Source organism: Novosphingobium sp. (assembly GCF_036803765.1).
Taxonomy (GTDB): Bacteria; Pseudomonadota; Alphaproteobacteria; order Sphingomonadales; family Sphingomonadaceae; genus Novosphingobium.
Genome location: NZ_DAIRTS010000040.1, coordinates 1 through 20988 on the forward strand (window position 1 = coordinate 1; position 20988 = coordinate 20988).

A 20988-nucleotide genomic window follows, 5' to 3' on the forward strand; every position below is an offset into this window, starting at 1 on the left:
GGCGGGCACGAGGCGGCGCGGCGGTGCCGGCGGGATCGGAGCCTGCTGGTCGCCGGGACCCTGGCGCAGGAAGCCGCCGGGGCCAACCGAGACGACGCGCGGGGCAGGGGCCGCAGGCGCTTCGTCGCCCGTGGTCGGTGCCGCTGCGACGGGGGCTGCAGGAGCGGGCGCGGCCGGGCGCGCGGGCGGTGCCACGGGCGCGGTGCGTGCCTCGACCGGCGCGGGCGCGGGCGCCGCCGGACGCGGCGCTGCGGGGCGCGCTTCGACGGGCGGCGGCGGCGGGGCCACCGGCTTGGCGGGCTTGGGCGCAGGCGGCGCGGCCTCGTCGGCGACCTTTTCGGCAGGCTTCTCGTTGGCCTTCACCGGCGACGGACGCGCCTTGAGGCCAAGGCGGTGCGCCTTGCCGATCACGGCGTTGCGGCTGACGCCGCCCAGCTCTTCCGCGATCTGGCTGGCGGTCGCGCCACCTTCCCACATCTTGGTCAGCTTCTCGATCCGCTCGTCCGTCCAGCTCATCCGTTCAAAAACCCTTTTGTCGGCCGGGGAAAGTCCGCCAGCCGTTTCGTCGTCTTGCCATCGTCATCGCTGCGCGATACCGCCGGCGCCATGGCCAATCACGTCCCGTCCTCCACCGGAGAACCGCAGTCGCCTGCACAAGGCAATTCCGGCGAAGTCGCCTTCACCGGTGCTGCAGCAAGCCATGCCTACGGGCATCTAGTCGGTTTTCCGCCGCCGGGACAGCCGATTTTCCGCGGTTTCAACCGCGTCGGCCTCGGAACCCTCTATATGAAGGAGGTCCGGCGCTTCTTCAAGGTCCAGACCCAGACGATTTGGGCGCCGGCGGTGACCACGCTGCTCTACCTGATGATCTTCACGCTCGCCCTGGGTGGCGGTGGGCGCGTGGTGCTCGGCGTCCCCTTCGCCAGCTTCGTCGCGCCCGGCCTGATCGCCATGGGCATGATCAACAACGCCTTCGCCAACGCCAGCTTCGGGCTGCTCGGGGGCAAGATCCAGGGCACCATCATCGACTACCTGATGCCGCCGGTATCCGAAGGCGAACTGCTGCTGGCGCTCGTCGGCGCCGCGGTGACCCGCGCGATTCTCGTCGGGCTGGCGGTGGCAGCGGCCATGGCGTTCTGGCCGGGCGTCACGCTCGAGGCGCGCCACCCCTGGGCGATCGTGTGGTTCGGCCTGATGGGCGCGATCCTGCTCTCGCTGATCGGCGTCGCCACCTCGCTCTGGGCCGAGAAGTTCGACCACAACGCCGCGGTCACCAACTTCATCATCACGCCGATGTCGATGCTCTCGGGCACGTTCTACGTGATCGACCGCCTTGCGCCCGCATTCCAGACGGTCAGCCGCATGAACCCGATCTTCTACGTGATCTCGGGCTTCCGCTTCGGCTTTCTCGGGCAGAGCGACATCGGCAGCGACAACATGTCGGTGCTGCATGGCGCGATCGGGCTCGGCGTGCTCAACCTGGTGCTGGGTCTGATCGTCTACGCGTTGCTGCGGTCGGGCTGGAAGCTCAAGGCCTGACGCCTGATCCAGCGTGCACGCAAAAAAGGCGCCTCCCGGACGGGACGGCGCCTTTTTCATGGCCTGTGCCCAGAGCGGTCAGGCTCAGTGCGTGAGGCTGCGCCGCAGCTTGTAGCGGCCATCGCGAAAACCCTCGAACAGATCGCGCAGCGAGGGATGCTCGACCGGCCCGGCCTCGGCATCGGCGGCCAAGTTCTGCTGGCTGACATAGGCGACGTAGCTGCTCTCATCGTTCTCGGCGAGCAGGTGGTAGAACGGCTGGTCCCGTTCGGGGCGCATGTCCTCGGGGATCGATTCGTACCATTCCTCGCTGTTGGCGAAGACCGGGTCGATATCGAAGACCACCCCGCGGAAGCCGAACAGGCGGTGGCGAACGACATCGCCGATCCCGAAACGCGCCTCACTGACGGATGGTACCGAAATCTTGCGGCCCGCCTGCGGGGAGAAATAGCTCGTATTTTCGGCAAAGGTCGACATTCCCGAGATATAGGTTTGCCGCATGTGCGAAACAAGCACGCCCTTGGGGGAATACGCGGCTGGGGATAACTCGTCTTTCCTCTTGGCAACCGCGAATCCTTGGGTTAGTGGCGCGGTCCTCGACCGGGACCGGCCACTGGCCATCCTCGCACGGCACTTCATGGAGAGGTGGCAGAGTGGTCGAATGCGCCGCACTCGAAATGCGGTGTACGGGCAACCGTACCGTGGGTTCGAATCCCACCCTCTCCGCCATGTGCCCCCTCCGGCAGCACGCTTTCACGAAGCGCACCCCTCTGAAAATCTATCGGGATATCCGGGTGAACGCCTGCATGGTAGTCATGCGCGTGGGCAATTTCGCCGCGACCAGGACGAGGCCCCCTGCGTGCTGAAACACCTTGTATCCGTCAATCTGGCGCTGGCCGTCGCGATCGCGACGATCTGGATTCACCCGCCGACGCATGAGCGCGCGATGTACGGGACGGAAGGCGTGCTGCACGACAACTTGCAAGCGCGTGAGGTGGGGGGATGGCCCATGCCTTATTTGGCCGACAATCCCGGTATCTCGGTGCCGCATCGGCTGGGCATCGAAGACGATTTCAGGCCCGGGGCGTTCGTCGCGACCTTCAGCTTCTGGCTGATTGTCACCTCGGCCCTTGCCGTGATCGCCCGCCGCTTGGCCGCCGCCCGTCGAGGCGGCCGCTAACCTGGTTTCCACTGGGCTACAGATGCGGCAGCCGGGATGTCAGTTGCCGTCGGCGTCGACGCCGAACACCATCGGTTTGCCACGCGACATCGGCTCCCAGCCCGCGGCCAAGGCGGCGCGGATGCCGCGGGAGACGAGGGCGTTGCTCACTTGCAGCCGGCTGGGCGGCAGGCCTTTCTGCAAGCGCTTGGGTGCTGGAAACTCCAGCACGGCGCCGCGCTGTGCCCCGTCCTGCAGGAGGGCGATCGACATGCCCTTCCAGCCGTCGAACTCGCTCCACTGCGGTTCGCGGCGAAGTTCCCAATGATATGTGACGCCGTCGACATCGACGGTGCCCGCAAGCCTGTGCGTATATGCCATGCCGGTGCGGTTAGCAGTTTTGGATCCGCGAACCATGGGAATGTTCGCACGATGGCGGTTGCAGCCGTCAGGGCCGGGCTGCGGCCATATGCCTTTCGAGAAAGCGCAGGAAGGCGAGGGGCCACAGCCCCGCCGGGGCGTCGGCGGGGCCAATGCCGTAGCCGTGGCCGCCTTCCTCATGGAGGTGCATCTCGACCGGACGGTTCGCCGCGTGCATGGCGGTGAACAGTTCGAGCGCGTTGGCCGCGGGGACGATGGCATCATCGAGCGCATGGGCGATGAACAAGGGCGGCGTTGCGGGCGCGATCCGCTCGACCGGCGACAGTGCCGCGCGCATGGCCGGATCGGGCGTGGGGCCGAGCAGAGCCTTCGCCGAGCCGCCATGCGCATGCGCACCGTCCAGCGTGGTGACGGGATAGACGAGTGCGGCGCAGCGAGCGCGGGGCGTGAGCTGGTCGATCGCGTCGCCCACCCCGGCATCGTCGGGCAGGGCGGCGGCGGTCAGCAGCGTGGCGGCAAGGTGTCCGCCCGCCGAGAAGCCGATGACCGCCACCTGTTGCGGATCGAAGGCGAGGAGTGATGCCTGCGCCGCGATCACCCGCATCGCGCGGCGCGCATCGGCCAGCGGAGCCGTCTCGCGCGGGCACCAGCCTTCTCCGGGCAGGCGATGGACAAGCACGAAAACCGTGTACCCCGCCGCGGTGAACAGCGCGGCGACGTCGGCTCCCTCGTTGCGGATCGAGACGAACCCATACCCGCCGCCCGGTATCACCAGCAGCGCGCGGCCGTTTCTCATCCCCGGGAGGGGTTGGAACAGGCGCAACTCGGGCGCCGCGATCCCCGTCAGGAACGTCGGCGGCAGCGACGGATCGCGCTCGGCCGCAGCGAATGTCCCACCCGGTGGCGTGCCGGGCCACAACGCGATGCGCTCTGCCTCGTCCCAGGCCCGGGGCACGGGGCCGCCGTGCTCCGGGATGGTCAGCGCCGGCTGCGCCGGCACCGCAGCGCCACAGGCGCCGGTGTCGCTGATGGTCATGTCCGGCACCGGCGCTTGGTCGGTGTCAATACTTGTAGCCGATGCGCAGGCCCCAGGTGCGCGGCATGGCATAGCTGGCGGTGGTCGAGCTCCACACCGGGACGACGTTGGTGGGGATGCGGCGATCCTCGACGTTGTTCATGAACAGGTTGAGGTAGACGTTGCCGCCCGGTGCATCGAACTGCAGGTTGATGTCCGACTTGGTGTAGCCCTTGAGGCGGCCCTGCACCGCGTTGTCGGACGAGGCGAACGTCATCGTCTGCGCATAGAAGTCGACCGCCGGCGTGATCACCCAGCCGTTGTCGGTCCGGAACTCGTGCGCATAGCTGAAGCGCCCGCTGACGCGCGGCGCGTTCGGCAGGCGATTGCCCGAGTAGTCCGCGATCGCGGCCGGGATGGCGGCGAAGCCCAGGATCGGCGCAAAGATGTTATAGGCGGTGTCGGCCGAATGCAGGTTGTTGGGCGCGTTCTGGAAACGCAGGTACCGCGTGTCGAGATACGAGACATAGGCCGAGAAGCGGTCTGCACTGGTCGGCCGGAAGGTCGTCTCGAAGTCGATGCCGCGGATTCGCGCCTTGGCGGCATTGGTGGTGACCGGGATGGGACCCTGCACCGGATCGACGATGATCGAGGAAACCTGCAGGTTCTTGTAGTCCATCTGGTAGGCGGTCAGCCCGATGAACAGCATGCGGCCGAGCAGGTTGGCACGGATGCCCGCCTCATAATTGTCGACCGTCTCGGGCGCGTACTGGCGATAGCCCACCGGGTTCGAGCTCGGCTGGAGTCCGCCGCCGCGGTATCCGGTCGAGACGGTGACGTAGCCCACCACGTCCTTGGTCAGGTCTGCATCGACGCCCAGCTTCCAGCTAACCTTGCTGAACTTGGCATTCGGACGCGTGCGGTCGTCGGTATAGGCGATGGTGAAGGTCGGGCAGGTGGTCGCGTTCACCGTGTCGCGCGTGAACGACTGACCGGGGCAGACGAGCTGCTGCTCGTGGTCGATCGCGGTGTCCCAGGTCGAGCGGATGCCGGCGGTGAGGCGGATGCTGTCGACCGGCTTGACCGTGGCCTGGCCGAATACGGCATGGCTGCGGCTGCCGGCGCCGGAATAGGTGTTGACCACGTCGACCGCATCGATCGTCGAGATCTGGTTGCCGGTGCCGGCGACCTTTGCGCCGAACAGGTTGTAGACCAGATTGAACGGGGCGGGTGCGGTGTTGCCGGCATGGAGCAGGCGCGTGCCCGAGGGCTGCTTGTCCTCGTAGAGGTAGCCGCCGGCGACCAGCTTGAGCGGCCCGGCTTCGTAGTTGACGTCGAGCTCGTGCGACCAGTTCTCGGTCTTGTGGTTGATGTATTCCTGCGAGAACACGCCGGTCGAGGCGACGATGCCATCGTTGACCAGCTGCGAGTAGCCTGCAAGGTACGTGAAGCTTAGTGCGCTGCTGGCCTGCCAGACGAGGCGCGAACGCACGTCGTAGCTGGTGAGGTCCTGCTTGTTGGCGGCCACGGTGTCGAGCCCGGGGTTGATCGCGTCCGACGGCACGATGGTCACCGGGCCGAACGTGCCGGCCACCAGATTGGCCTGCGGATAGACGTTGTAATTGCGCAGGTAGACCGACGGCACGGTCGAATGGTTCTCGGCATAGCTGCCGGTGACGCGCCAGGTCAGGTCGGGGACGATTTCCCACTTGGCGGTAACGCGCACGGCCGACAGGTCGGTCTTGTCGAAGCGGCCGGTGCGATACTTGGGGCCATAGCCGTCGTTGATCTGGTGGAACGCGGCGACGCGCAGGCCAAAGGTGTCCGAGACCGGCAGGTCGACCGCGGCCTGGGCGCGGATGTCGTTGAAGCGACCATACTGCACGCTGGCGCTGCCGCCGAAATTGCGGCCCGGATCGGCGGTGTTGATGTTGACCACGCCGGCCGTGGCGTTGCGGCCATAGACCGTGCCCTGCGGACCGCGGGCGACTTCGATCGAGGCGATGTCGAACAGCGCGAGGCTAAGCGCAGCGGACGACGGATTGTAGATGCCGTCAAACTGTGTGGCGACGGTCGAGTAGCCGGAGAAGCCGTTGTTGCTGCCGATGCCGCGGATCGCGAAGCCGTTCTGCGACAGCTTGAGCGTCGGGACGGTGGTGGCGAGCTGCTCGCTGCTGGTGAGACCCTGGCGCAGCAGCGCGGCCTGTGACACGACACTGACGGCGATCGGCGCCTTGGAGAGCAGTTCCTTGCTCTTCTGCGCGGTGACGACGATTTCGCCCGGTGCGGGGGCATCGGCGGGCACGTCCGACGCCGGGCCGTTCGCGGTCACGCCCGTCCCGGCGGCTTCGGTGGCATCCTGCGCATGGGCCTGGTCGGCTGCGAAGGAAAAAAGGGCGGTGGAGGCCAACAGGACCAGACGGTTCTTCATTCTACTCTCCCTGACATCCGCCGTGCCGCAGCAGGCGGGTGTGGCCGGCCGGGCGTTCCGGCTAGACCACGATGTTGCGTAATCGATTGCTCTTCTCTACACTGCCTCTGCAATCGTTTCCACAAAAAAGGGTGGGCGCGCCGATTTCGCCGAAAGCCCTCGGTAATGCAGGGTTTCTGAGTGGTTCGGCACATGCCGCAAGAGGGGCAGGACCGTGAAAGTTACCGAATCGATTGTGCAAGGTGTGCACGAAACCCCGGCCCCGACAGAGGACCACTCGTCCGGCTGCACAATGTGGACTGCCGCCCAGGTGGCCGCGATCACCGCGACTCCCGCAACCACTCTGCCCTTGCTTCAGCTCGATCCGGGCGCACGCGTGGCGGGGATGGACTTGTGGGACATGTGGCCCGTCGAACTGGCCGACGGAACACTGGCCAGCTTTGCCGGTGACGAAACGCTATGGATGGTGCTGGCCGCGCCCAACCCTGCACCTGGCGGGCCAGATCCCGACGAGCGCCACCTCATTGCGCGGATCCATCTCATGGCCGAGCATCACGGACAGTGGCGCCTGCTGGATCCGGTGTTTCCCGAGGGCTTTACCCCCGGTGCCCGCGAATGGTCGGGTTCGGCTGTCTATGATCCGGCAACGGCACGGGTCGCGGTCTATTTCACCGCGTCGGGTCGGCGCGACGAGGCCTCTGTCACCTTTGAGCAGCGCCTGTTCGAGGCCGAGGCGCAGCTCGATGCGCGCGATGGCCACTATACCATGCAGGGCTGGACTGGCCCCGCCGAATCCGTCGCGCCTGACGGGGCCTGGTACCTCGATACCCGCAGCACGGGCGGCGGGGTGGGTACGATAAAAGCCTTCCGCGATCCGGGTTTCTTCCGGGACCCCGCCACGGCCTGCGAATACCTGTTCTTCACCGCCTCGTGCGGACGATCGGCATCGGCCTGGAATGGCGTTGTCGGTGTGGCCGAGCGCGGCGGGGCGGACGAGCGCTGGCACCTGCAGCCGCCGGTGTTGAGCGCCGACGGGCTGAACAACGAGTTGGAACGCCCCCACATGCGCGTGATGGACGGGCGCTACGTCCTGTTCTGGTCCACGCAAGGCAAGGTCTTCGCCGACGGGGGACCGGCGGGTCCGACCGGGCTTTACGGCGCGGTTGCCGATCATCCCAAGGGGCCGTTCACCCTGCTGAACGGGACCGGGCTGATCGCCGCCAATCCGCCCGAGGCACCCGCGCAGGAGTATAGCTGGTGGGTACTGGCCGATGGCCGTTGCAACGCCTTCGCCGACCTGCCCGGCGTGGCAGACCCGGCGAGCCTTGCGCCGGGCGAGATGCGGCGGGCGCGCTTTGCGGGCTATCCCACCCCTTTCGTACACGTGGTCGTGGAGGGCGACACCGCGCGGATCATCTGACGCGCGGGCCTCGCGCGTCGCGACCGTCAGGTCGAACCGCGGACCACCAGTCGCGGCTCGATCCGGCGCGAGGGCGTGTCCGTCCCGGCGATCCGCTCTAGCAGCAACTCGGTGATGAGCGCGGCGCCGCGGCGCAGCTGCTGGTCGATCGTGCTCAGCGGCGGGGTGACCAGCGCGCCGACGGGCAAGCCGTCGTAGCCGATGACCCGGACGCGGCCCGGCACCGCATGGCCCTGTTCGGCCAGCGCGCGGATCACGCTGATGGCGGTCACATCCGATCCGGCGACGATGCCGTCGGGGAGCATGCCGGGGGCGAGGCCGGGCAGCCCCGCCGGATCGGCCAGCAGCGCCGCCATGTCCCGCTGCGCTGCCTCAGGCTCGAAATGGGTGGGCAGCAGCGTGATGGGCGGCAGGCCGGATTCCTCCAGCGCACGGCGGGCGCCGGCGGCGCGTTCGCCGAACTCGGGCCCGTCGACCGGCCCGGCATAGGCGATCGTGCGACAGCCCTGCGCGATCAGGTGGCGCGCGGCCATCGCCCCGCCGAGGAGATTGTCAGAGCCCACGGCGCAGTGATGCTGCCCCGGTACCTGTGCCCCCCAGGCGACCAGCGGGCGATAGCGCCGCGAGACGGTCTCAATCACATGGAACTGGTCCGACTGCCCGATCACCACGATGCCGTCGACGCGGCCGCTGCCGATCGTGCGATCGAGCCAGCGATCGTCGCGCGGCAGGATGCGCGACAGCAGCATGTCGTAGCCGTGTTCGGCAAACGCATCGGCGAGGAAGCCGGTCATCGTGTTGAAGAACGGGTCGGACAGGTGCTGCGCGCGTTCATGGCCCAGTGGCACCAGCACGCCGATGGTCATCGTGCGGCGGGTGCGCAGCGTGCGCGCGGCGATGTTCGGCTGGTAGCCCAGCTTGTCGGCCAGCGCGGCGATGCGGACGCGAGTTTCCTCGCTGACCCGCCCCGATCCGGTGAGGGCCCGCGAGGCGGTGGCGGTGGAAACCCCGGCGAGCGCGGCGAATTCCTTGAGATTGCCGACGCCGGCCATCGATTGCGCCAGCCCCTCAGGCCGTGAAGGCGCGGCGCAGCGCGGCGCGCATCGCCCCGGCGAACATGCGCGACAGTTCGGCCTCGGGTACCACGCGGTCGAAGGCGTGGTAGGCGCCGGGCACCACCAGCAGTTCCGTCGCGATCCCGGCTTCGGTCAGGCGGCGGGCGTAGGCGATGTCTTCCTGCACGAACAGGTCGATGCTGCCCACGCCGATGAAGGCTGGCGGCAGGCCCGCGACGGAGGGGACGCGCGCAGGCACGCCCGCGATCGGCACCGAACGGCTGCCGGGTTCGGCGCCGAGCAGGGCCTGCCAGCCGAAGCGGTTGGCCTGTGCGTCCCACCCCAGCGTGCCGATCGGGGCGGGCGGCAGGCGGGTGCTGCCGGTGCGGTCGTCGAGCATGGGATAGACCAGGATCTGCGCCACCAGCGGCACTTCGCCGCCGTCGCGGGCACGGATCGCCAGCAGCGCGGCATGACCACCGCCGGCGCTCTCGCCCATCACCGCCAGGCGGCGCGGATCGACGCCGAGGTCGGCGGCCGAGCGATGCAGCCAGCGCAAGGCGGCGTAGTTTTCCGCGACCGAGCTCGTGTAGCGGGCCTCGGGCGCCAGTGTGTATTCGACCGAGACGATCACGCAGTCGAGGTCGCGCGCGAACTCCTGCAGATAGCGCCGCTCGGCCCGTGCGCTTCCCATGACCATGCCGCCGCCGTGGGTGTGCAGGATTGCCGGGCGCGGCGCCCCGCCCGACTTGGCATTGATCACGTAGACGGTGACGTCGGAGATGGTGGCCGAGACCGGGATGCGCCGCTCTGCCACGGGCACGTCCGGCAGCAGCGGCGCGGCCATCTTGTTGGCCGTTTCGCGCATCGGTGCTAGCTTTGGCATCGTCAGCGGGCTCATCGCCCGGCCCATGGTGATGACGGTGCGCGCGCCTTCGCGAAGCTGCGGTGCAACCGCCAGCAGCGGATCGGCGAGGGGCGCAGATGGCGCAACGGACAGCGCGCTGGCGAGCCCGGAATGCGCGACCGCGCCAGCGGCGACGACGCCAGCCGCCATCGCGCCGGCGCTGCGGGTGATGAATTGCCGCCGCCCGATCCCCTGTTCCCGTGCCGTCATCGTTCGCAACCTCGTCTGGATATCATGTCTGTTGTCTCGATCCTTGCATGCCGTCATGGTCGAGGCAATCGTTTACGCCACGCTTTTCGAGAGGATATCCAGATGGTTTGCCTGACACGCTTCGCGGCCGCCGCAATTTCGACCATCACGGCCTTGACCATGTCCGCCGCTGCCGTTGCCGCACCGGGATCCGCGTCGGCGGATACGGCGCCCGCGCCGGTGCTCGAGCCGGTATTCACCGCGACGGTGTTGCTGGGCGAATCGCTGGGCGTCGGCGACACTCCGCGCGGCGGGCGCAGCTTGGTGCGCATCACCGGCGGGCACTTCGAGGGGCCGGCGGTCCGCGGAAGCGTTCTGCCGGGCGGATGGGACTGGCAGCTGCGCGCCGCCGGCGACTGCACGATGCTGCACGCTGATTACATGCTGCGCACCGACGACGGCGCGGTGGTCAACGTGGTCAACGACGCGCGGCTGTGCCCCGACGCCTCGGGCAAGCCGGGGCCGATCTACTCGACCCCGGTGTTCGAGGCGCCGCTCGGCCGCAACGCCTGGCTTAACGGCGGCGCCTATGTCGCGCGGATCGACGTGAGCCCCGACAAGGCGAAACCCGCGGTGATTATCGCGGTCTATCGGGCACGCTGAGGCAGGCCGCCTTCCGGGCGGCAGGCGAATACCGTCTGCCCGTCCCGCGTCGTGGCTTGCAGCGCCAGCGGATAGCGGCACACCGGGCGTTCGCGGCCGGGCCAGGGGGAGGCGGGGCCGGCGCGGCCTGCCAGCTGGTCCGGGGCACGGCCTCGTTCGACCCAGGCTACGAGCGCGTCGAAGGCATCGGTATGGTCGGTCGCGGGGCCGCCGGCGCAATGCGCCATGCCGGGCACCGGGAAGACCCGCGCGAAACTCGCGGCGCGGCCACCGTTGGCCCGGTCGACACCGTTCCACCAGGCGAGGGTATCGGCCACCGAGAACACCGGGTCCGACATACCATGCGGCACGATCAGGCGTCCCCCGTGGCGGCGAAAGGCCGACATGTCGGTGCTGCGCGCGCCGATGTCCTGCCAGGCCGAGCGCGTGAAGGGCGCTGCCCTACGCAGGATCGCCCCGGCATCACGTGCCGGGTCGAACGCCAGCTGATAGGCCAGCAGCGCGTCGGGCGTGGCGGGGACGGCGGCGGGCGGAGTGGTGAACACGCCCGCGCGCGATCCGGCGCCCAGCATGACGTTCAGCGACGGCACATGCCCGTCTGCCGAGCCGGTCATCCAGATCGCCCAGCCCGGATCGAACCAGCCGGCATCCCACGGAAAGCCGGGATAGATCGTCCGGCCATCGGCCCCGCGCAGGCCGTCATGCACCTTGCGCAGTGCATCAATCTGCGCGGGAACCAGGCACTGGCCCGCATCCTCGCCGGGCCGGCATAGCGCGGCGTCGAGCTGCGGCAATACCCGTGCATTCGTGCACCGGCCGGGTGCACCGATGATGCCGTCGGCCAGCCCGTCGTCGGCGTCGCAGGCGGCAAGGATGGCCTGGCGCACCCGCGCGCCCTGCGCGGGTAAAAACGTGGAGGCAAGGGCCGGTACGGTCACCGGCCGACCGACGGCGCGGAGCACACCGGCAAAGGCCTGGACGTTCCACGCTTCTGCCAACGCCGCACGCGGCAGCGCGAAGCCGGGTGCCGCGGCGACGATGCCGTCGAACAGCGCAGGATAGCGCTGCGCCAGGACCATGCCTTCCTGCCCGCCCTTGGAGCAGCCCATGAAATAGCTGTAGCGCGGGCCGCGGCCGTAGAACTGGGCCAGCAGCGCCTTGGCCGCGAGCGTAACCTGCGGCAACGAGGTGCCACCGTAATCCGCACGCGCCACGGGATCGCGGCCGAACGCGACCGCCCCGCCGTGCGCGGGATCGCTGTTGGTGGCGTTGTCGTGGCCCGAGTCCTGCGCCAGCACGGCATAGCCGCGGGTGAGCGCATCGGGCGTGCCGGCCTGCAGCGTACCGATGGCATCACCCACCGTGCCGTTGGTGCCGCCGCCGCCGGTGAACAGGAAGCGGCCGTTCCAGGTCGAGGGGAGCCGCAGGCGGAATCGGATCGCATAGTCCTGCCCGTCGACGCCGCGATGCGGGCGCATCAGCCCCGAGACTTCGCAGTGGGCGGGCAAGGTCAGCATGACCGGCGGCCGGTCGGGCTGGGTGGCTTGCGCGACCGCATAGCCCTTGGCCCGCCACTGCGCGGAGGTGACCCGCGTGGTGGCATCGGGCCAGTGGCCGGCCATCATCGCGGAAACGCCGGCGCAGCGCGATGCATCGGCGGTCGCCGTGGCCGGTCCGCCAGACGGGGCCGCGGAAATCGCCAGCGGCGCAACGCCGAGTAGGGCGGCAAGTCCAATGCGACGCTGTAGGAGGTTGGTCCGCGACACGCGACCGACGACGAAGGACATACCGGCTCCCTGAAAGTTATGCGTCATATCTATCGCTTGGGTAATCGTTTGCATAGGCGTTTCGAGCGGGCGTCGACGCTGCGGTTTATGGCCGAAGACCTGACACATTGGGCACGGGAACAGACCGGCATGGTGTTACCTTGCGCCCCCGAACGCTACGGCATGGAGGCGAGTTTTCTGAATGCGCGGATCAGATGCCACTTTCGCTCGACTGTTGCAGAGGCGATCAAGGCATTGAATCATAAAAATAAAAATGCAGATGGTCGAGATGCCGCTTTCCTTTTGAATTGCGCCAGCCCGCCCGTCGCGCCCTGAATGCGCCGTCCTCAGGTAAGCACCCCAAGCCCGACCGCGATGTTGCGCAAGCGAGAAATATCCAATCAGCTCAAGGATCAAATGCGCTGACGTGACGTTCCGGAAACATCACGAAAAGGGGCGCTCTTTGTTCATCATGCACGTCGCATTAGGCGGTTGTCTCAAGGCGCCTCCCGTTTCCTACGGGATTACGGCGGACACCGGCGGTCACATCGCCTACATCCTCGAGGCCGCCGCGCATCAGGCGCAGCATCCCGATGTCGATCACGTCTCGATCGTCACGCGGTCTTTCAGCGACCCCAGTATCGAAGATCACTATTCTGCCCCGCTCGAGACGGTTGCGCCTGGCCTTATCATCGAGCGGATTGCGACGGGTTGCACGGCCTACGTCGAGAAGGAAGCCCTGGCGGCCGACCTCCCTGCGTTCACCCAGGCCCTGTGCGATCACCTGGCGCGGCTGGATCGGCGCCCGGACATTCTTCACGCGCATTTCTCCGATGCGGCCGCAGTCGCCATCGAGGTCGAGCGGCGCTTCGGCATCCCCTTCGTCTACACCCCGCATGCCCTCGGGATAGACAAGCGCGGGCAGGGCCTGGTCTGCGAGGGACTGGAGGCCCGCATCGCCGCCGAACGCCGCGCCATTGTGGCAGCAGGAGCGATCGTGGTCTCGACGGCCGAGGAGAAGACGCGTCAGATCGGGGGCTATGGCGTCGCGGTCAGCGATCGCGTGCATTGCATCGCGCCCGGTGTGCCGGGGCACGTCATGCCGGTCCGGCAAACCACGATCGTCGACCGGCTGGACACCTGGCTGGACGATCCGTCGCGGCCCATCATCCTGGCCGTCGCGCGGCCGGTGGCCAAGAAGAACCTCGCCGCGCTCATGCGCGCCTATGCCCAAAGCCCGGCGCTGCAGGCACAAGCCAACCTCGTCATCCTCGCCGGCCAGCACGACCATGCCGCGCCGGAGGAGCGCGCGGTACTGGCCGAGCTTCATGCACTGGCCTCAGCCCCCGCGCTCAAGGGGCGCGTGGCCCTACCGCCGCGTCATGACGGCGCCGACGTCGCCGCGCTCTATGCGCGGGCCGCTGAGGGCGGTGTCTTCGTCAATCCTGCGCTGCACGAGCCCTTCGGCCTGACCCTGCTGGAAGCGGCGGGCGCCGGCGTGCCTGTGGTGGCGACGCGCAACGGTGGGCCGGCCGAGATCATCGCCAATGTCGGCCATGGCGTGTTGATCGACCCGCGCGATCCCGCTGCCACCGCCCTGGCGATCCGCCACATCCTCGAAGATGCCGACCTCCACGCGCACCTGGCGGCGGCAGGCCGCCACGGGGTAGAGCGCTATCGCTGGGACGCCTATGCCGCCGCATCGCTGCGCGTCTATCGCGACCTCGCGGCGCCGCGGCTCCTCGCCTGTGATATCGACAATACCCTGACCGGCTGCGCCGAGGGCGCCCATGCGTTCGCGAGCTGGCGGGCGGACGGGGAATTCCCGTTCGTTATCGCGACGGGACGCGACTTCGCTGCGGCGCGCACCATCCTCGCATTATGGTCGATCCCCGCGCCCGACGCCTTTATCGTCGATGTCGGCACGCGACTGATAGTCAAGGGCGCCGACGGCGACTGGCACGAATGCCGCGATTTCGCGCGCGATCTCGACGAAGGCTGGGACCGGGCCGCGGTGGTCGAGGCGCTGGCTCCGCTTGGGATCGCCCCGCAGCCCGCGACGACGGAAGGGCCCCACAAGCTCAGCTTTTTCGGCGACCGTGCCGATGCCGATGCCATTCGCGATACCCTCGCGGCGGCCGGGTTGCAGGCGAAGGTGATCTTTTCGCATGGCCGGTTGATCGATGTTCTGGCGCCCCGGGGCGGCAAGGCCAGCGCAATTGCCGCCTATGCCGCGCGTTCGGGCTGGTCGCTGGCGCAAGTGATCGCCGCCGGTGACAGCGGCAATGACGAGGACATGCTGACGGCCTGCGGCAACGCGGTCGTTGTCGGCAATGCCTCCGCAGAACTGGGCACGCTACCGGCGCGGGCAGGGCTGCACCGGGTCCGCGAAATCCATGCCAACGGCGTGCTCAAGGGTCTCACGGCGCTGGGTCTTGCGTCGCCGCAATCGGCGCTGGCGGTGGCCGCATGACCCGTCCCTTCGGCTATTTCGTCCACCATCAGGGCCGGGGCCATGCCGAGCGCTGTGCCGCCATCGCCAATGCGCTTTCCGTCGATCGGCCCATGACGATCTTTTCCGCGCGCGACGACATCTTTCCGGCGATGCCGTCGCATGTCGAGATCGTGCGCATCCCTTCGCTGTTCGAGCCGACCGGCGCCGAGCAGGGCACGATGGACTGGGTGCCGACCCCCGACACGCTGCATTGCGCACCGCTCGGCTGGCCGGGCATCCGCGAGGCGATGGCGACGATCAGCGGCTGGTTCCGCTCGGCCGATCCGGCGCTCATGATCTGCGACGTGTCGGCGGAAATCGCGCAATTGGCGCGCATCTGCTCTGTGCCGCATGTGAAGGTGCTGCAGCATGGGCGCCGCAGCGATCCCGGGCACCAGGCCGCTTACGCCGGTGCCGCCGGGCTCCTCGCGCCCTACCACGCGGCGCTGGCGCAGCCCGAATGGGGCAAGGATATGCGGGCGCGCACCTGCTTTGCCGGCGGGCTCGGCGTCGATACCCGCATGCCCGACCGCGCTGCCGCGCGCCAACGCCTTGGCATCGCGCCCGACGAGGAGATCATCCTCGTCCTGTCCGGCGGCGGAGGCGAGGGGTTTACCCAAGCGCCGCTGGGGGTAGGCGCAAGGTCGAGGCCGGCGGCGCGGTGGATCACGATCGGCAATGTCCAGCGCGACTGGCACGCGACGGAGCCTACGAACATCGAGCATCGCGGTTGGGTCGACAATGCCCCGGATCACATAGCCGCCGCGGACCTCGTCATCGCCTCGACCGGCAACACGACCTGCCAGCAGATCCTCGCCGCCGGCCGGCCGTGGCTCGCGGTGCCCGAATGGCGCTATTTCGACGAGCAGCACTGCAAGGCGCAGGCCCTGGCTGCGGCGGGCGTCGCGACCGTGCGGCCGCACCTGCCGTCCTCGGCGCACGACTGGTCTGCGGCGATCGCCGAGACGCTCGCCAGCCACGATCCGGCGTGCCAGCGGGCCATGATCGACGATGATCCCGCAGGCAAGGTCGCGGACTGGCTCGAAACCCTGACCGACCGCCTGTGGACGCCGCGCACGTCGCAAACCGGCGCTTCCCGATCCTCTTCCTCCAGCATGGAACCTTGCACACCATGACGCAGATTTCCGTCGTCACCCTGGCCAAGGGCCGCGCCGAACACCTTGCCAATGTCGTGCGCGGGCTGTCGCGCCAGACGCAATTGCCTGCCGAACTGATCGTCGCGGTCATGCAGGACGAGCTCTACGATCTGCCCGAGGCGCCATTCCCCGTGCGCCAGATGCGCGTGGTGGCCGAGGAACTGCCGCTGGCAGCCGCCCGCAATGCGGCCGCGCGATCCGCCACGGGTGATGTCCTAGTGTTCCTCGACATCGACTGCATCCCAGCCCCCGGCCTGATCGCCGACTACGCGCGTTTTGCGGGCGAGTTCGACGGGCTGCTGATGGGCGAGGTCATGTACCTGCCGGGCGGCGCCACCGCAGGGGAGTGGTCCTACGACGAATTCGCCGCCGTGGCGCAGCGCCATTCCGACCGGCGCGGCCCGCCGCCCGAGGGGGTCGAAGTCTGCGCCGACTATCGCTGCTTCTGGTCGCTCAACTTCGCGATGCGCCGGGCGACGTTCCTTGCCACCGGCGGGTTCGACGAGCGCTATTTCGGCTATGGCGGGGAAGACACCGACTTCGGCAAGACGCTCGACAAGGCGGGCGTCCAGATCGCCTGGATCAAGGGCGGCCTTGCGTATCACCAGTACCATCCGCACCATATGCCCCCGGTGCATCATATCGACAGCGTTGTCCGCAATGCCGAGCTGTTCGAGCGCAAGTGGGGCTATCGCACGATGGGCCACTGGCTCCACGCCTTCCGGCTCATGGGCCTGGTCGATGATGCGCCGGGCCAGCCGATCCGCATCCTGCGCCGTCCGGCGGAGGCAGACTTCGCGCTGACCGGGCAGCAGAGCCACCAGCCCTATGCCAACACCGCGCAGGTGATCCGCCTGCTCGAAGCGAATGCAGCCCGTGCAGAAAGCGCCGTCGCCGCGTGAGGATCGCGCTTCTTGCCCATGTCCGCCAGCGGATTGCCGAGCCCTTCGCCGGCGGCATGGAGTCGCATTGCTGGTATCTGGCGTCGGGGCTGCAGGCGCGCGGGCACGACGTCGTGCTCTTCGCATCGGGCGACAGCGACCCGCGCTTTGCGATCGACCCGGTGCTGGCCGAGCATTACGAGCGCACCTTTCCCTGGGCCGAGCATCGCGGTTCAACGCCGCTGATCGCGCATCTGGACGCAGGCTATGCCGCGGCCTGCGATCGCATCGCGCAAGGCGGGTTCGACGTCGTCCATAACAACAGCCTTCACCGCTTCCCGCTGGAGGCCAAGCGAACCGCGGCCACGCCCACGGTCACCTCGCTTCATGTTCCGCCCTACGACGCCCTGCACTGGTTCGTGGAGGCAAGCCCCGCGCCGCAGCACCGCCTGACCGTCACGTCCGCCCGGCAGTTGCAGGCGTGGTGGCCCCAGGGCGCGCCGCCCGAGGCCTCGGTGCTGCACAACGGCATCGATCCCGCGCGCTGGCCTTTCCAGCCGCAGGGTGATGGCAGCGCCGCATGGTGCGGGCGCATCACGCCCAACAAGGGCACCCATTTCGCCGTGCAGGCGGCCAGACGTGCCGGTGTGCCGCTCACCCTGTTCGGTGCGATCGAGGATCCGGAATATTGGGCCAGCGCCGTCGAGCCGCTGGTGCGCGGCGAGATCCGTTATGGCGGCCATCTCGAAGGTGCGGCGCTCGCAGCCGAACTGGGAAAGGCGAGCGCTTTTCTCTTCACACCGTGCTGGGACGAGCCTTTCGGTCTGGTTGCGGTGGAGGCGATGGCCTGCGGATTGCCGGTGGCCGCATTCGACATGGGCGCCGCGCGCGAAGTCGTCGGCCATGCCGGGGCATTCGCTGCGTGCGGCGACGTCGAGGGCCTGGCGACGGCGCTGCGAACCGTGCTGTCCATGCCGCGAAGCGTGCCGCGCGACAGGGTGTTCGACCTGTTCACGCACGACCGCTGGCTCGATCGGTGCGAACAGCTTTATGCCGAGGTGCAGGGAATACCGGCGGAGCAGTCGGCGTGAGCGATGTCGTCGCCCGGCAGCAAGCGCTCTTGCGCGAGCGCTATGCGGCGCACGTCGGGCCCGGCAGCGCTTATGCCCTGGTGGATTTTCCCGACCATGCCAACGTCGGCGACAGCGCCATCTGGCTCGGCGAGTGCAAGCTGCTGCGCGCGTTGACCGGGCGCGGGCCCTGTTATGTGTCGACATGGCACGACTTCGACGAAGCCGCATTCCGCGAGGCCTGCCCCGAGGGCATCCTGTTCCTGCACGGCGGCGGCAACCTCGGCGATATCTGGCCGCACCATCAGCGCTTTCGCGAGACACTGCTCACCACGATCCGCGATCGCCCGGTGGTGCAATTGCCGCAGTCGATCCATTTTTCGGACAACGACGCGCTGGCACGGTTCGCGGCGATCGTCGCCGATTATCCGGACTTCACCCTGCACGTGCGCGACCGCGATAGCTTTGCCATTGCCACGGCGCATCTGGCCTGTGCGGTGCACCTCACCCCGGACTCGGCCTTCGCGCTCGGTCCACAGGCGAGGGGGGCATCGGATACGCCAAGGCTGGCGCTGCTGCGCACGGATGCCGAGCGCGTGACGCGTGAGGATGCCGCGCTCGATGACGCTGTGGTCGTCGACTGGCTGGAGGACGACCCCGACCTGCCTTCAGGCAACGACAAGGCGGCCCGCCAGGCGCAGGCCGAGGCGCGGGTTCAGCGTGGCCTGGCCCTGCTGTCGCGCGGCGAAACCCTGGTCACAGACCGCCTGCACGGGCACATCCTTGCCGTCCTGCTGGGCATCCCGCACACCGTGCATGACAACAGCTACGGCAAGCTGGGGTCTTATATCAGCGCCTGGACGCTCGACACGCCGCTGTTGCGTCAAGCGCCATGAGCCCGCCCGCGATCAGCCTGCTGGTCTGTACCCGCGATCGTGCCCACGCCTTGCCCGCATTGCTGGCATCGATCGAGCAAGCCGTGGCGGCGGCGCCGGAGATCGCCGTGGAGGTGGTGATCGTCGACAACGGTTCGTCAGACGCGACCCCCTCCGTGCTCGCGGCCTGGTGCGCGGCGCAGTGCTTTGCCACGCGCGTGCTGCGTGAAGAGCGTGCGGGCCTGGCGCGTGCACGCAATCGCGGGCTGGGTGTCGTCGGCGGCGCGATCGTCGCCATGACCGATGACGATTGCGTCCTGCATCGCGATTACTTCACGGCCCTGCTACGGTGCTTCGCCGAAGTGATGGCGCCCGCGATCATTGGGGGCCGCATCCTGCCCGGCAACCCGCAAGACCTGCCCGTGACGCTCAAGCTGGAGGACCATCCGATGGTGGCCAATCCGGCCGCATTTCCCGGTGGGTTCGTGATGGGGGCAAACCTCGCATTCACGCGCTGCGTGCTTCAGCGCGTCGGGCCGTTCGATGAGCGCTTTGGGGCAGGGGCGCCGTTCGTGGCGGCGGAGGACACCGATTTCCTGTTCCGCGCCTCGGGGCAGGGCATCGTCCTGCGATACGACCCGCGCTTCGCGGTCGATCATCACCATGGCCGCCGCGCGATCGGCGAGGAAACGCGCTTGCTGGCGGGTTACAGTTTCGGGGACGGCGCGCTCTACGCCAAGCATCTGCTGCGGGACCGCCGCATATGGGCCGCCATCCTCACCGATATCCGTGATCTCGGGGAGGATTTGCGCCGTCCGGTCACGGCGCATCGCGGCATACGCCATTTCTATCGCTTCCGGCTGCGGCACAAGCTGCGCGGTGCCTGTGCCTTCGTCGTTCACACGCTGCGATTGGCACTCACTGCGCATCGTCCGGCGCAGGATGACTTGAGCCATCTAGCCAGCCCGCAACAACGATAGCCCGACGAGCAGACCGCCCCAACGCCCTTCGGCCAGGTCCAGCCTGCCGCCGTGCAGCGCCACCAGATCGCGCACGATGGCGAGGCCAAAGCCATCGCCCTGTGGCGTTTCGTCGAGCCGGACGCCGGGCTGGAGGGCGAGGTCACGCTGGCTCGCGGCAATGCCGGGCCCATCGTCCTCGATCGTCAACGCCACGCGCCCGTCCTCGGCCTTGCCCCACACGGCAATGCGCGAACGGGCGTGACGCGCCGCGTTGTCGAGCAGGTTGCCGAGGATTTCCGACAGGTCGTGCACGTCGAGCGCGACATCGAGCGCGTCGGGCACCGCGACGTCGATCGTCAGCGCCGGGTGCAGCGTGCGAATGACACCGACCACATCCGCCACCGCCGGACCCAGCGGCGTGCGCGCGCGATGGGCCACGGCGATCGTGCGCGCCTTGGCAAGGTGATGGCGGATCACGCCTTCGATGCGGGTGATCTGGGCGGCGGCGCGGGGATCGTTCTCCAGGGTCAGAGCCAAGGTCGCCACCGGGGTCTTCAGTGCATGTGCGAGATTGGCGGCCGAGGCGCGCGCCGCCTGCAGCGCCGCGGCGCTTTCGCCCGACAGCGCATTCAACTCCATCGCCAGCGACCGCAGCTCGGCGGGCTGGTCCTCGTCGACCGCAGTCCTCGTACCCTCGCGGATCTGCGCCAGTTGCTCCCGCAATGCGGCGATCGGCTTCAGCGCCAGGCGCAGTTGGAAGAGCGCCGCCAGCGTGAATAATACCGCCAGCGTCGCGATCACCGACAGCAGGGGAACCAGCGCAGCGCGGATTGGCCGGGCCACCACTTGCGAGGGGGCGGCGGCGGTCAGCGTGACGACGCCGCGACTGGTGGTGATCGAGGCCTCGCGTGCGTGGACGGTCCCACCGCTGTCGCTGCCCGTGCGCGGCTGGGGCGCCCTGGGGGGCGGCGCAACAGCCGGAGGCGGCTGCGGGACTGGCGGCGGGGTCGGCGCGGGGCCGGGG

The 20988-nt window shown here is 68.5% G+C and carries 20 protein-coding genes and 1 tRNA gene; 12 read left to right on the forward strand and 9 right to left on the reverse strand.

The window, feature by feature from the left end:
* The coding region (locus V7Q48_RS17285; protein WP_333840314.1) for a GcrA family cell cycle regulator at positions 1–516 on the reverse strand (516 nt) is incomplete at its 3' end.
* Between the two features lie 90 nt (positions 517–606).
* Between V7Q48_RS17285 and V7Q48_RS17290 the strand changes: the two genes are divergently transcribed.
* The gene (locus V7Q48_RS17290) at positions 607–1539 is read left to right on the forward strand and encodes an ABC transporter permease (RefSeq protein ID WP_333840315.1); all 933 of its coding nucleotides are present in this window, start codon (positions 607–609) and stop codon (positions 1537–1539) included.
* An 84-nt stretch (positions 1540–1623) separates the two neighbouring features.
* On the opposite strand, the gene hspQ is transcribed toward V7Q48_RS17290, so the two are convergent.
* Positions 1624–2016, reverse strand: coding sequence for a heat shock protein HspQ (gene hspQ / locus V7Q48_RS17295; protein WP_333840317.1), 393 nt, complete (start codon positions 2014–2016; stop codon positions 1624–1626).
* Between the two features lie 162 nt (positions 2017–2178).
* On the opposite strand from hspQ, the gene V7Q48_RS17300 reads away from it, so the two are divergent.
* Positions 2179–2268: transfer RNA gene (locus V7Q48_RS17300), tRNA-Ser, on the forward strand.
* 130 nt (positions 2269–2398) lie between these two features.
* Positions 2399–2719 (forward strand): hypothetical protein, encoded by a 321-nt coding sequence (locus V7Q48_RS17305; RefSeq protein WP_333840319.1) that lies wholly within the window; start codon positions 2399–2401, stop codon positions 2717–2719.
* A gap of 39 nt (positions 2720–2758) precedes the next feature.
* Here V7Q48_RS17305 and V7Q48_RS17310 read toward each other — a convergent pair whose 3' ends face one another.
* The 3 genes from V7Q48_RS17310 to V7Q48_RS17320 form a co-directional block, all read right to left on the reverse strand.
* Positions 2759–3079: a hypothetical protein gene (locus tag V7Q48_RS17310; protein ID WP_333840321.1), complete on the reverse strand. Its 321-nt coding sequence runs from the start codon at positions 3077–3079 to the stop codon at positions 2759–2761.
* Between the two features lie 67 nt (positions 3080–3146).
* Positions 3147–4115: an alpha/beta hydrolase gene (locus V7Q48_RS17315; RefSeq protein WP_333840324.1), complete on the reverse strand. Its 969-nt coding sequence runs from the start codon at positions 4113–4115 to the stop codon at positions 3147–3149.
* Between the two features lie 25 nt (positions 4116–4140).
* Entirely contained in the window at positions 4141–6525 is a 2385-nt protein-coding gene (locus V7Q48_RS17320) for a TonB-dependent receptor (protein WP_333840326.1), read from the reverse strand.
* Positions 6526–6817: 292 nt separating this feature from the next.
* On the opposite strand from V7Q48_RS17320, the gene V7Q48_RS17325 reads away from it, so the two are divergent.
* On the forward strand, positions 6818–7945 hold the full coding sequence (locus V7Q48_RS17325) for a glycoside hydrolase family 68 protein (RefSeq protein WP_333840328.1): 1128 nt from the start codon (positions 6818–6820) through the stop codon (positions 7943–7945).
* 26 nt (positions 7946–7971) lie between these two features.
* Here the strand turns inward: V7Q48_RS17325 and V7Q48_RS17330 are convergent, their stop codons facing one another.
* A complete protein-coding gene (locus V7Q48_RS17330) occupies positions 7972–8997 on the reverse strand; it encodes a LacI family DNA-binding transcriptional regulator (RefSeq protein WP_333840330.1) in 1026 nt (341 codons plus the stop codon).
* Between the two features lie 16 nt (positions 8998–9013).
* Positions 9014–10117, reverse strand: a complete 1104-nt coding sequence (locus V7Q48_RS17335) for an alpha/beta hydrolase (RefSeq protein WP_333840332.1) — start codon at positions 10115–10117, stop codon at positions 9014–9016.
* Positions 10118–10219: 102 nt separating this feature from the next.
* On the opposite strand from V7Q48_RS17335, the gene V7Q48_RS17340 reads away from it, so the two are divergent.
* Positions 10220–10759, forward strand: a complete 540-nt coding sequence (locus V7Q48_RS17340; RefSeq protein ID WP_333840334.1) for a DUF3237 domain-containing protein — start codon at positions 10220–10222, stop codon at positions 10757–10759.
* On the opposite strand, the gene V7Q48_RS17345 is transcribed toward V7Q48_RS17340, so the two are convergent.
* A complete protein-coding gene (locus V7Q48_RS17345; RefSeq protein ID WP_333840336.1) occupies positions 10744–12546 on the reverse strand; it encodes a tannase/feruloyl esterase family alpha/beta hydrolase in 1803 nt (600 codons plus the stop codon). The two genes, V7Q48_RS17340 and V7Q48_RS17345, sit on opposite strands and share 16 nt — an antisense overlap.
* 87 nt (positions 12547–12633) lie before the next feature.
* On the opposite strand from V7Q48_RS17345, the gene V7Q48_RS17350 reads away from it, so the two are divergent.
* The 7 genes from V7Q48_RS17350 (at position 12634) to V7Q48_RS17380 (ending at position 19982) form a co-directional block, all read left to right on the forward strand.
* Entirely contained in the window at positions 12634–12861 is a 228-nt protein-coding gene (locus tag V7Q48_RS17350; RefSeq protein WP_333840338.1) for a hypothetical protein, read from the forward strand.
* A gap of 136 nt (positions 12862–12997) precedes the next feature.
* Positions 12998–14998: an HAD-IIB family hydrolase gene (locus tag V7Q48_RS17355; protein WP_333840340.1), complete on the forward strand. Its 2001-nt coding sequence runs from the start codon at positions 12998–13000 to the stop codon at positions 14996–14998.
* Positions 14995–16155, forward strand: a complete 1161-nt coding sequence (locus tag V7Q48_RS17360; RefSeq protein WP_333840342.1) for a glycosyltransferase — start codon at positions 14995–14997, stop codon at positions 16153–16155. The genes V7Q48_RS17355 and V7Q48_RS17360 overlap by 4 nt, the downstream gene beginning before the upstream one ends.
* Positions 16152–17078 (forward strand): galactosyltransferase-related protein, encoded by a 927-nt coding sequence (locus V7Q48_RS17365; protein ID WP_333840344.1) that lies wholly within the window; start codon positions 16152–16154, stop codon positions 17076–17078. The genes V7Q48_RS17360 and V7Q48_RS17365 overlap by 4 nt, the downstream gene beginning before the upstream one ends.
* The gene (locus V7Q48_RS17370; RefSeq protein ID WP_333840346.1) at positions 17075–18148 is read left to right on the forward strand and encodes a glycosyltransferase; all 1074 of its coding nucleotides are present in this window, start codon (positions 17075–17077) and stop codon (positions 18146–18148) included. The genes V7Q48_RS17365 and V7Q48_RS17370 overlap by 4 nt, the downstream gene beginning before the upstream one ends.
* Complete coding sequence (locus V7Q48_RS17375; protein WP_333840348.1) at positions 18145–19023, forward strand: polysaccharide pyruvyl transferase family protein; 879 nt, start codon at positions 18145–18147, stop codon at positions 19021–19023. The genes V7Q48_RS17370 and V7Q48_RS17375 overlap by 4 nt, the downstream gene beginning before the upstream one ends.
* Entirely contained in the window at positions 19020–19982 is a 963-nt protein-coding gene (locus V7Q48_RS17380; protein WP_333840350.1) for a glycosyltransferase family 2 protein, read from the forward strand. The genes V7Q48_RS17375 and V7Q48_RS17380 overlap by 4 nt, the downstream gene beginning before the upstream one ends.
* Here V7Q48_RS17380 and V7Q48_RS17385 read toward each other — a convergent pair.
* A partial coding sequence (locus tag V7Q48_RS17385) for a HAMP domain-containing sensor histidine kinase (protein ID WP_333840352.1) occupies positions 19959–20988 on the reverse strand: 1030 nt, incomplete at its 5' end. The genes V7Q48_RS17380 and V7Q48_RS17385 overlap by 24 nt on opposite strands.

Bases quoted from the DNA above. Each gene is read 5' to 3' on its own strand.
- V7Q48_RS17290 (WP_333840315.1), top strand. From the start codon at position 607: ATGGCCAATCACGTCCCGTCCTCCACCGGAGAACCGCAGTCGCCTGCA.
- hspQ (WP_333840317.1), bottom strand. From the start codon at position 2,016: ATGTCGACCTTTGCCGAAAATACGAGCTATTTCTCCCCGCAGGCGGGC.
- V7Q48_RS17310 (WP_333840321.1), bottom strand. From the start codon at position 3,079: ATGGCATATACGCACAGGCTTGCGGGCACCGTCGATGTCGACGGCGTC.
- V7Q48_RS17315 (WP_333840324.1), bottom strand. From the start codon at position 4,115: ATGACCATCAGCGACACCGGCGCCTGTGGCGCTGCGGTGCCGGCGCAG.
- V7Q48_RS17320 (WP_333840326.1), bottom strand. From the start codon at position 6,525: ATGAAGAACCGTCTGGTCCTGTTGGCCTCCACCGCCCTTTTTTCCTTC.
- V7Q48_RS17325 (WP_333840328.1), top strand. From the start codon at position 6,818: ATGTGGACTGCCGCCCAGGTGGCCGCGATCACCGCGACTCCCGCAACC.
- V7Q48_RS17330 (WP_333840330.1), bottom strand. From the start codon at position 8,997: ATGGCCGGCGTCGGCAATCTCAAGGAATTCGCCGCGCTCGCCGGGGTT.
- V7Q48_RS17335 (WP_333840332.1), bottom strand. From the start codon at position 10,117: ATGACGGCACGGGAACAGGGGATCGGGCGGCGGCAATTCATCACCCGC.
- V7Q48_RS17340 (WP_333840334.1), top strand. From the start codon at position 10,220: ATGGTTTGCCTGACACGCTTCGCGGCCGCCGCAATTTCGACCATCACG.
- V7Q48_RS17345 (WP_333840336.1), bottom strand. From the start codon at position 12,546: ATGTCCTTCGTCGTCGGTCGCGTGTCGCGGACCAACCTCCTACAGCGT.
- V7Q48_RS17350 (WP_333840338.1), top strand. From the start codon at position 12,634: ATGGCCGAAGACCTGACACATTGGGCACGGGAACAGACCGGCATGGTG.
- V7Q48_RS17355 (WP_333840340.1), top strand. From the start codon at position 12,998: ATGCACGTCGCATTAGGCGGTTGTCTCAAGGCGCCTCCCGTTTCCTAC.
- V7Q48_RS17360 (WP_333840342.1), top strand. From the start codon at position 14,995: ATGACCCGTCCCTTCGGCTATTTCGTCCACCATCAGGGCCGGGGCCAT.
- V7Q48_RS17365 (WP_333840344.1), top strand. From the start codon at position 16,152: ATGACGCAGATTTCCGTCGTCACCCTGGCCAAGGGCCGCGCCGAACAC.
- V7Q48_RS17380 (WP_333840350.1), top strand. From the start codon at position 19,020: ATGAGCCCGCCCGCGATCAGCCTGCTGGTCTGTACCCGCGATCGTGCC.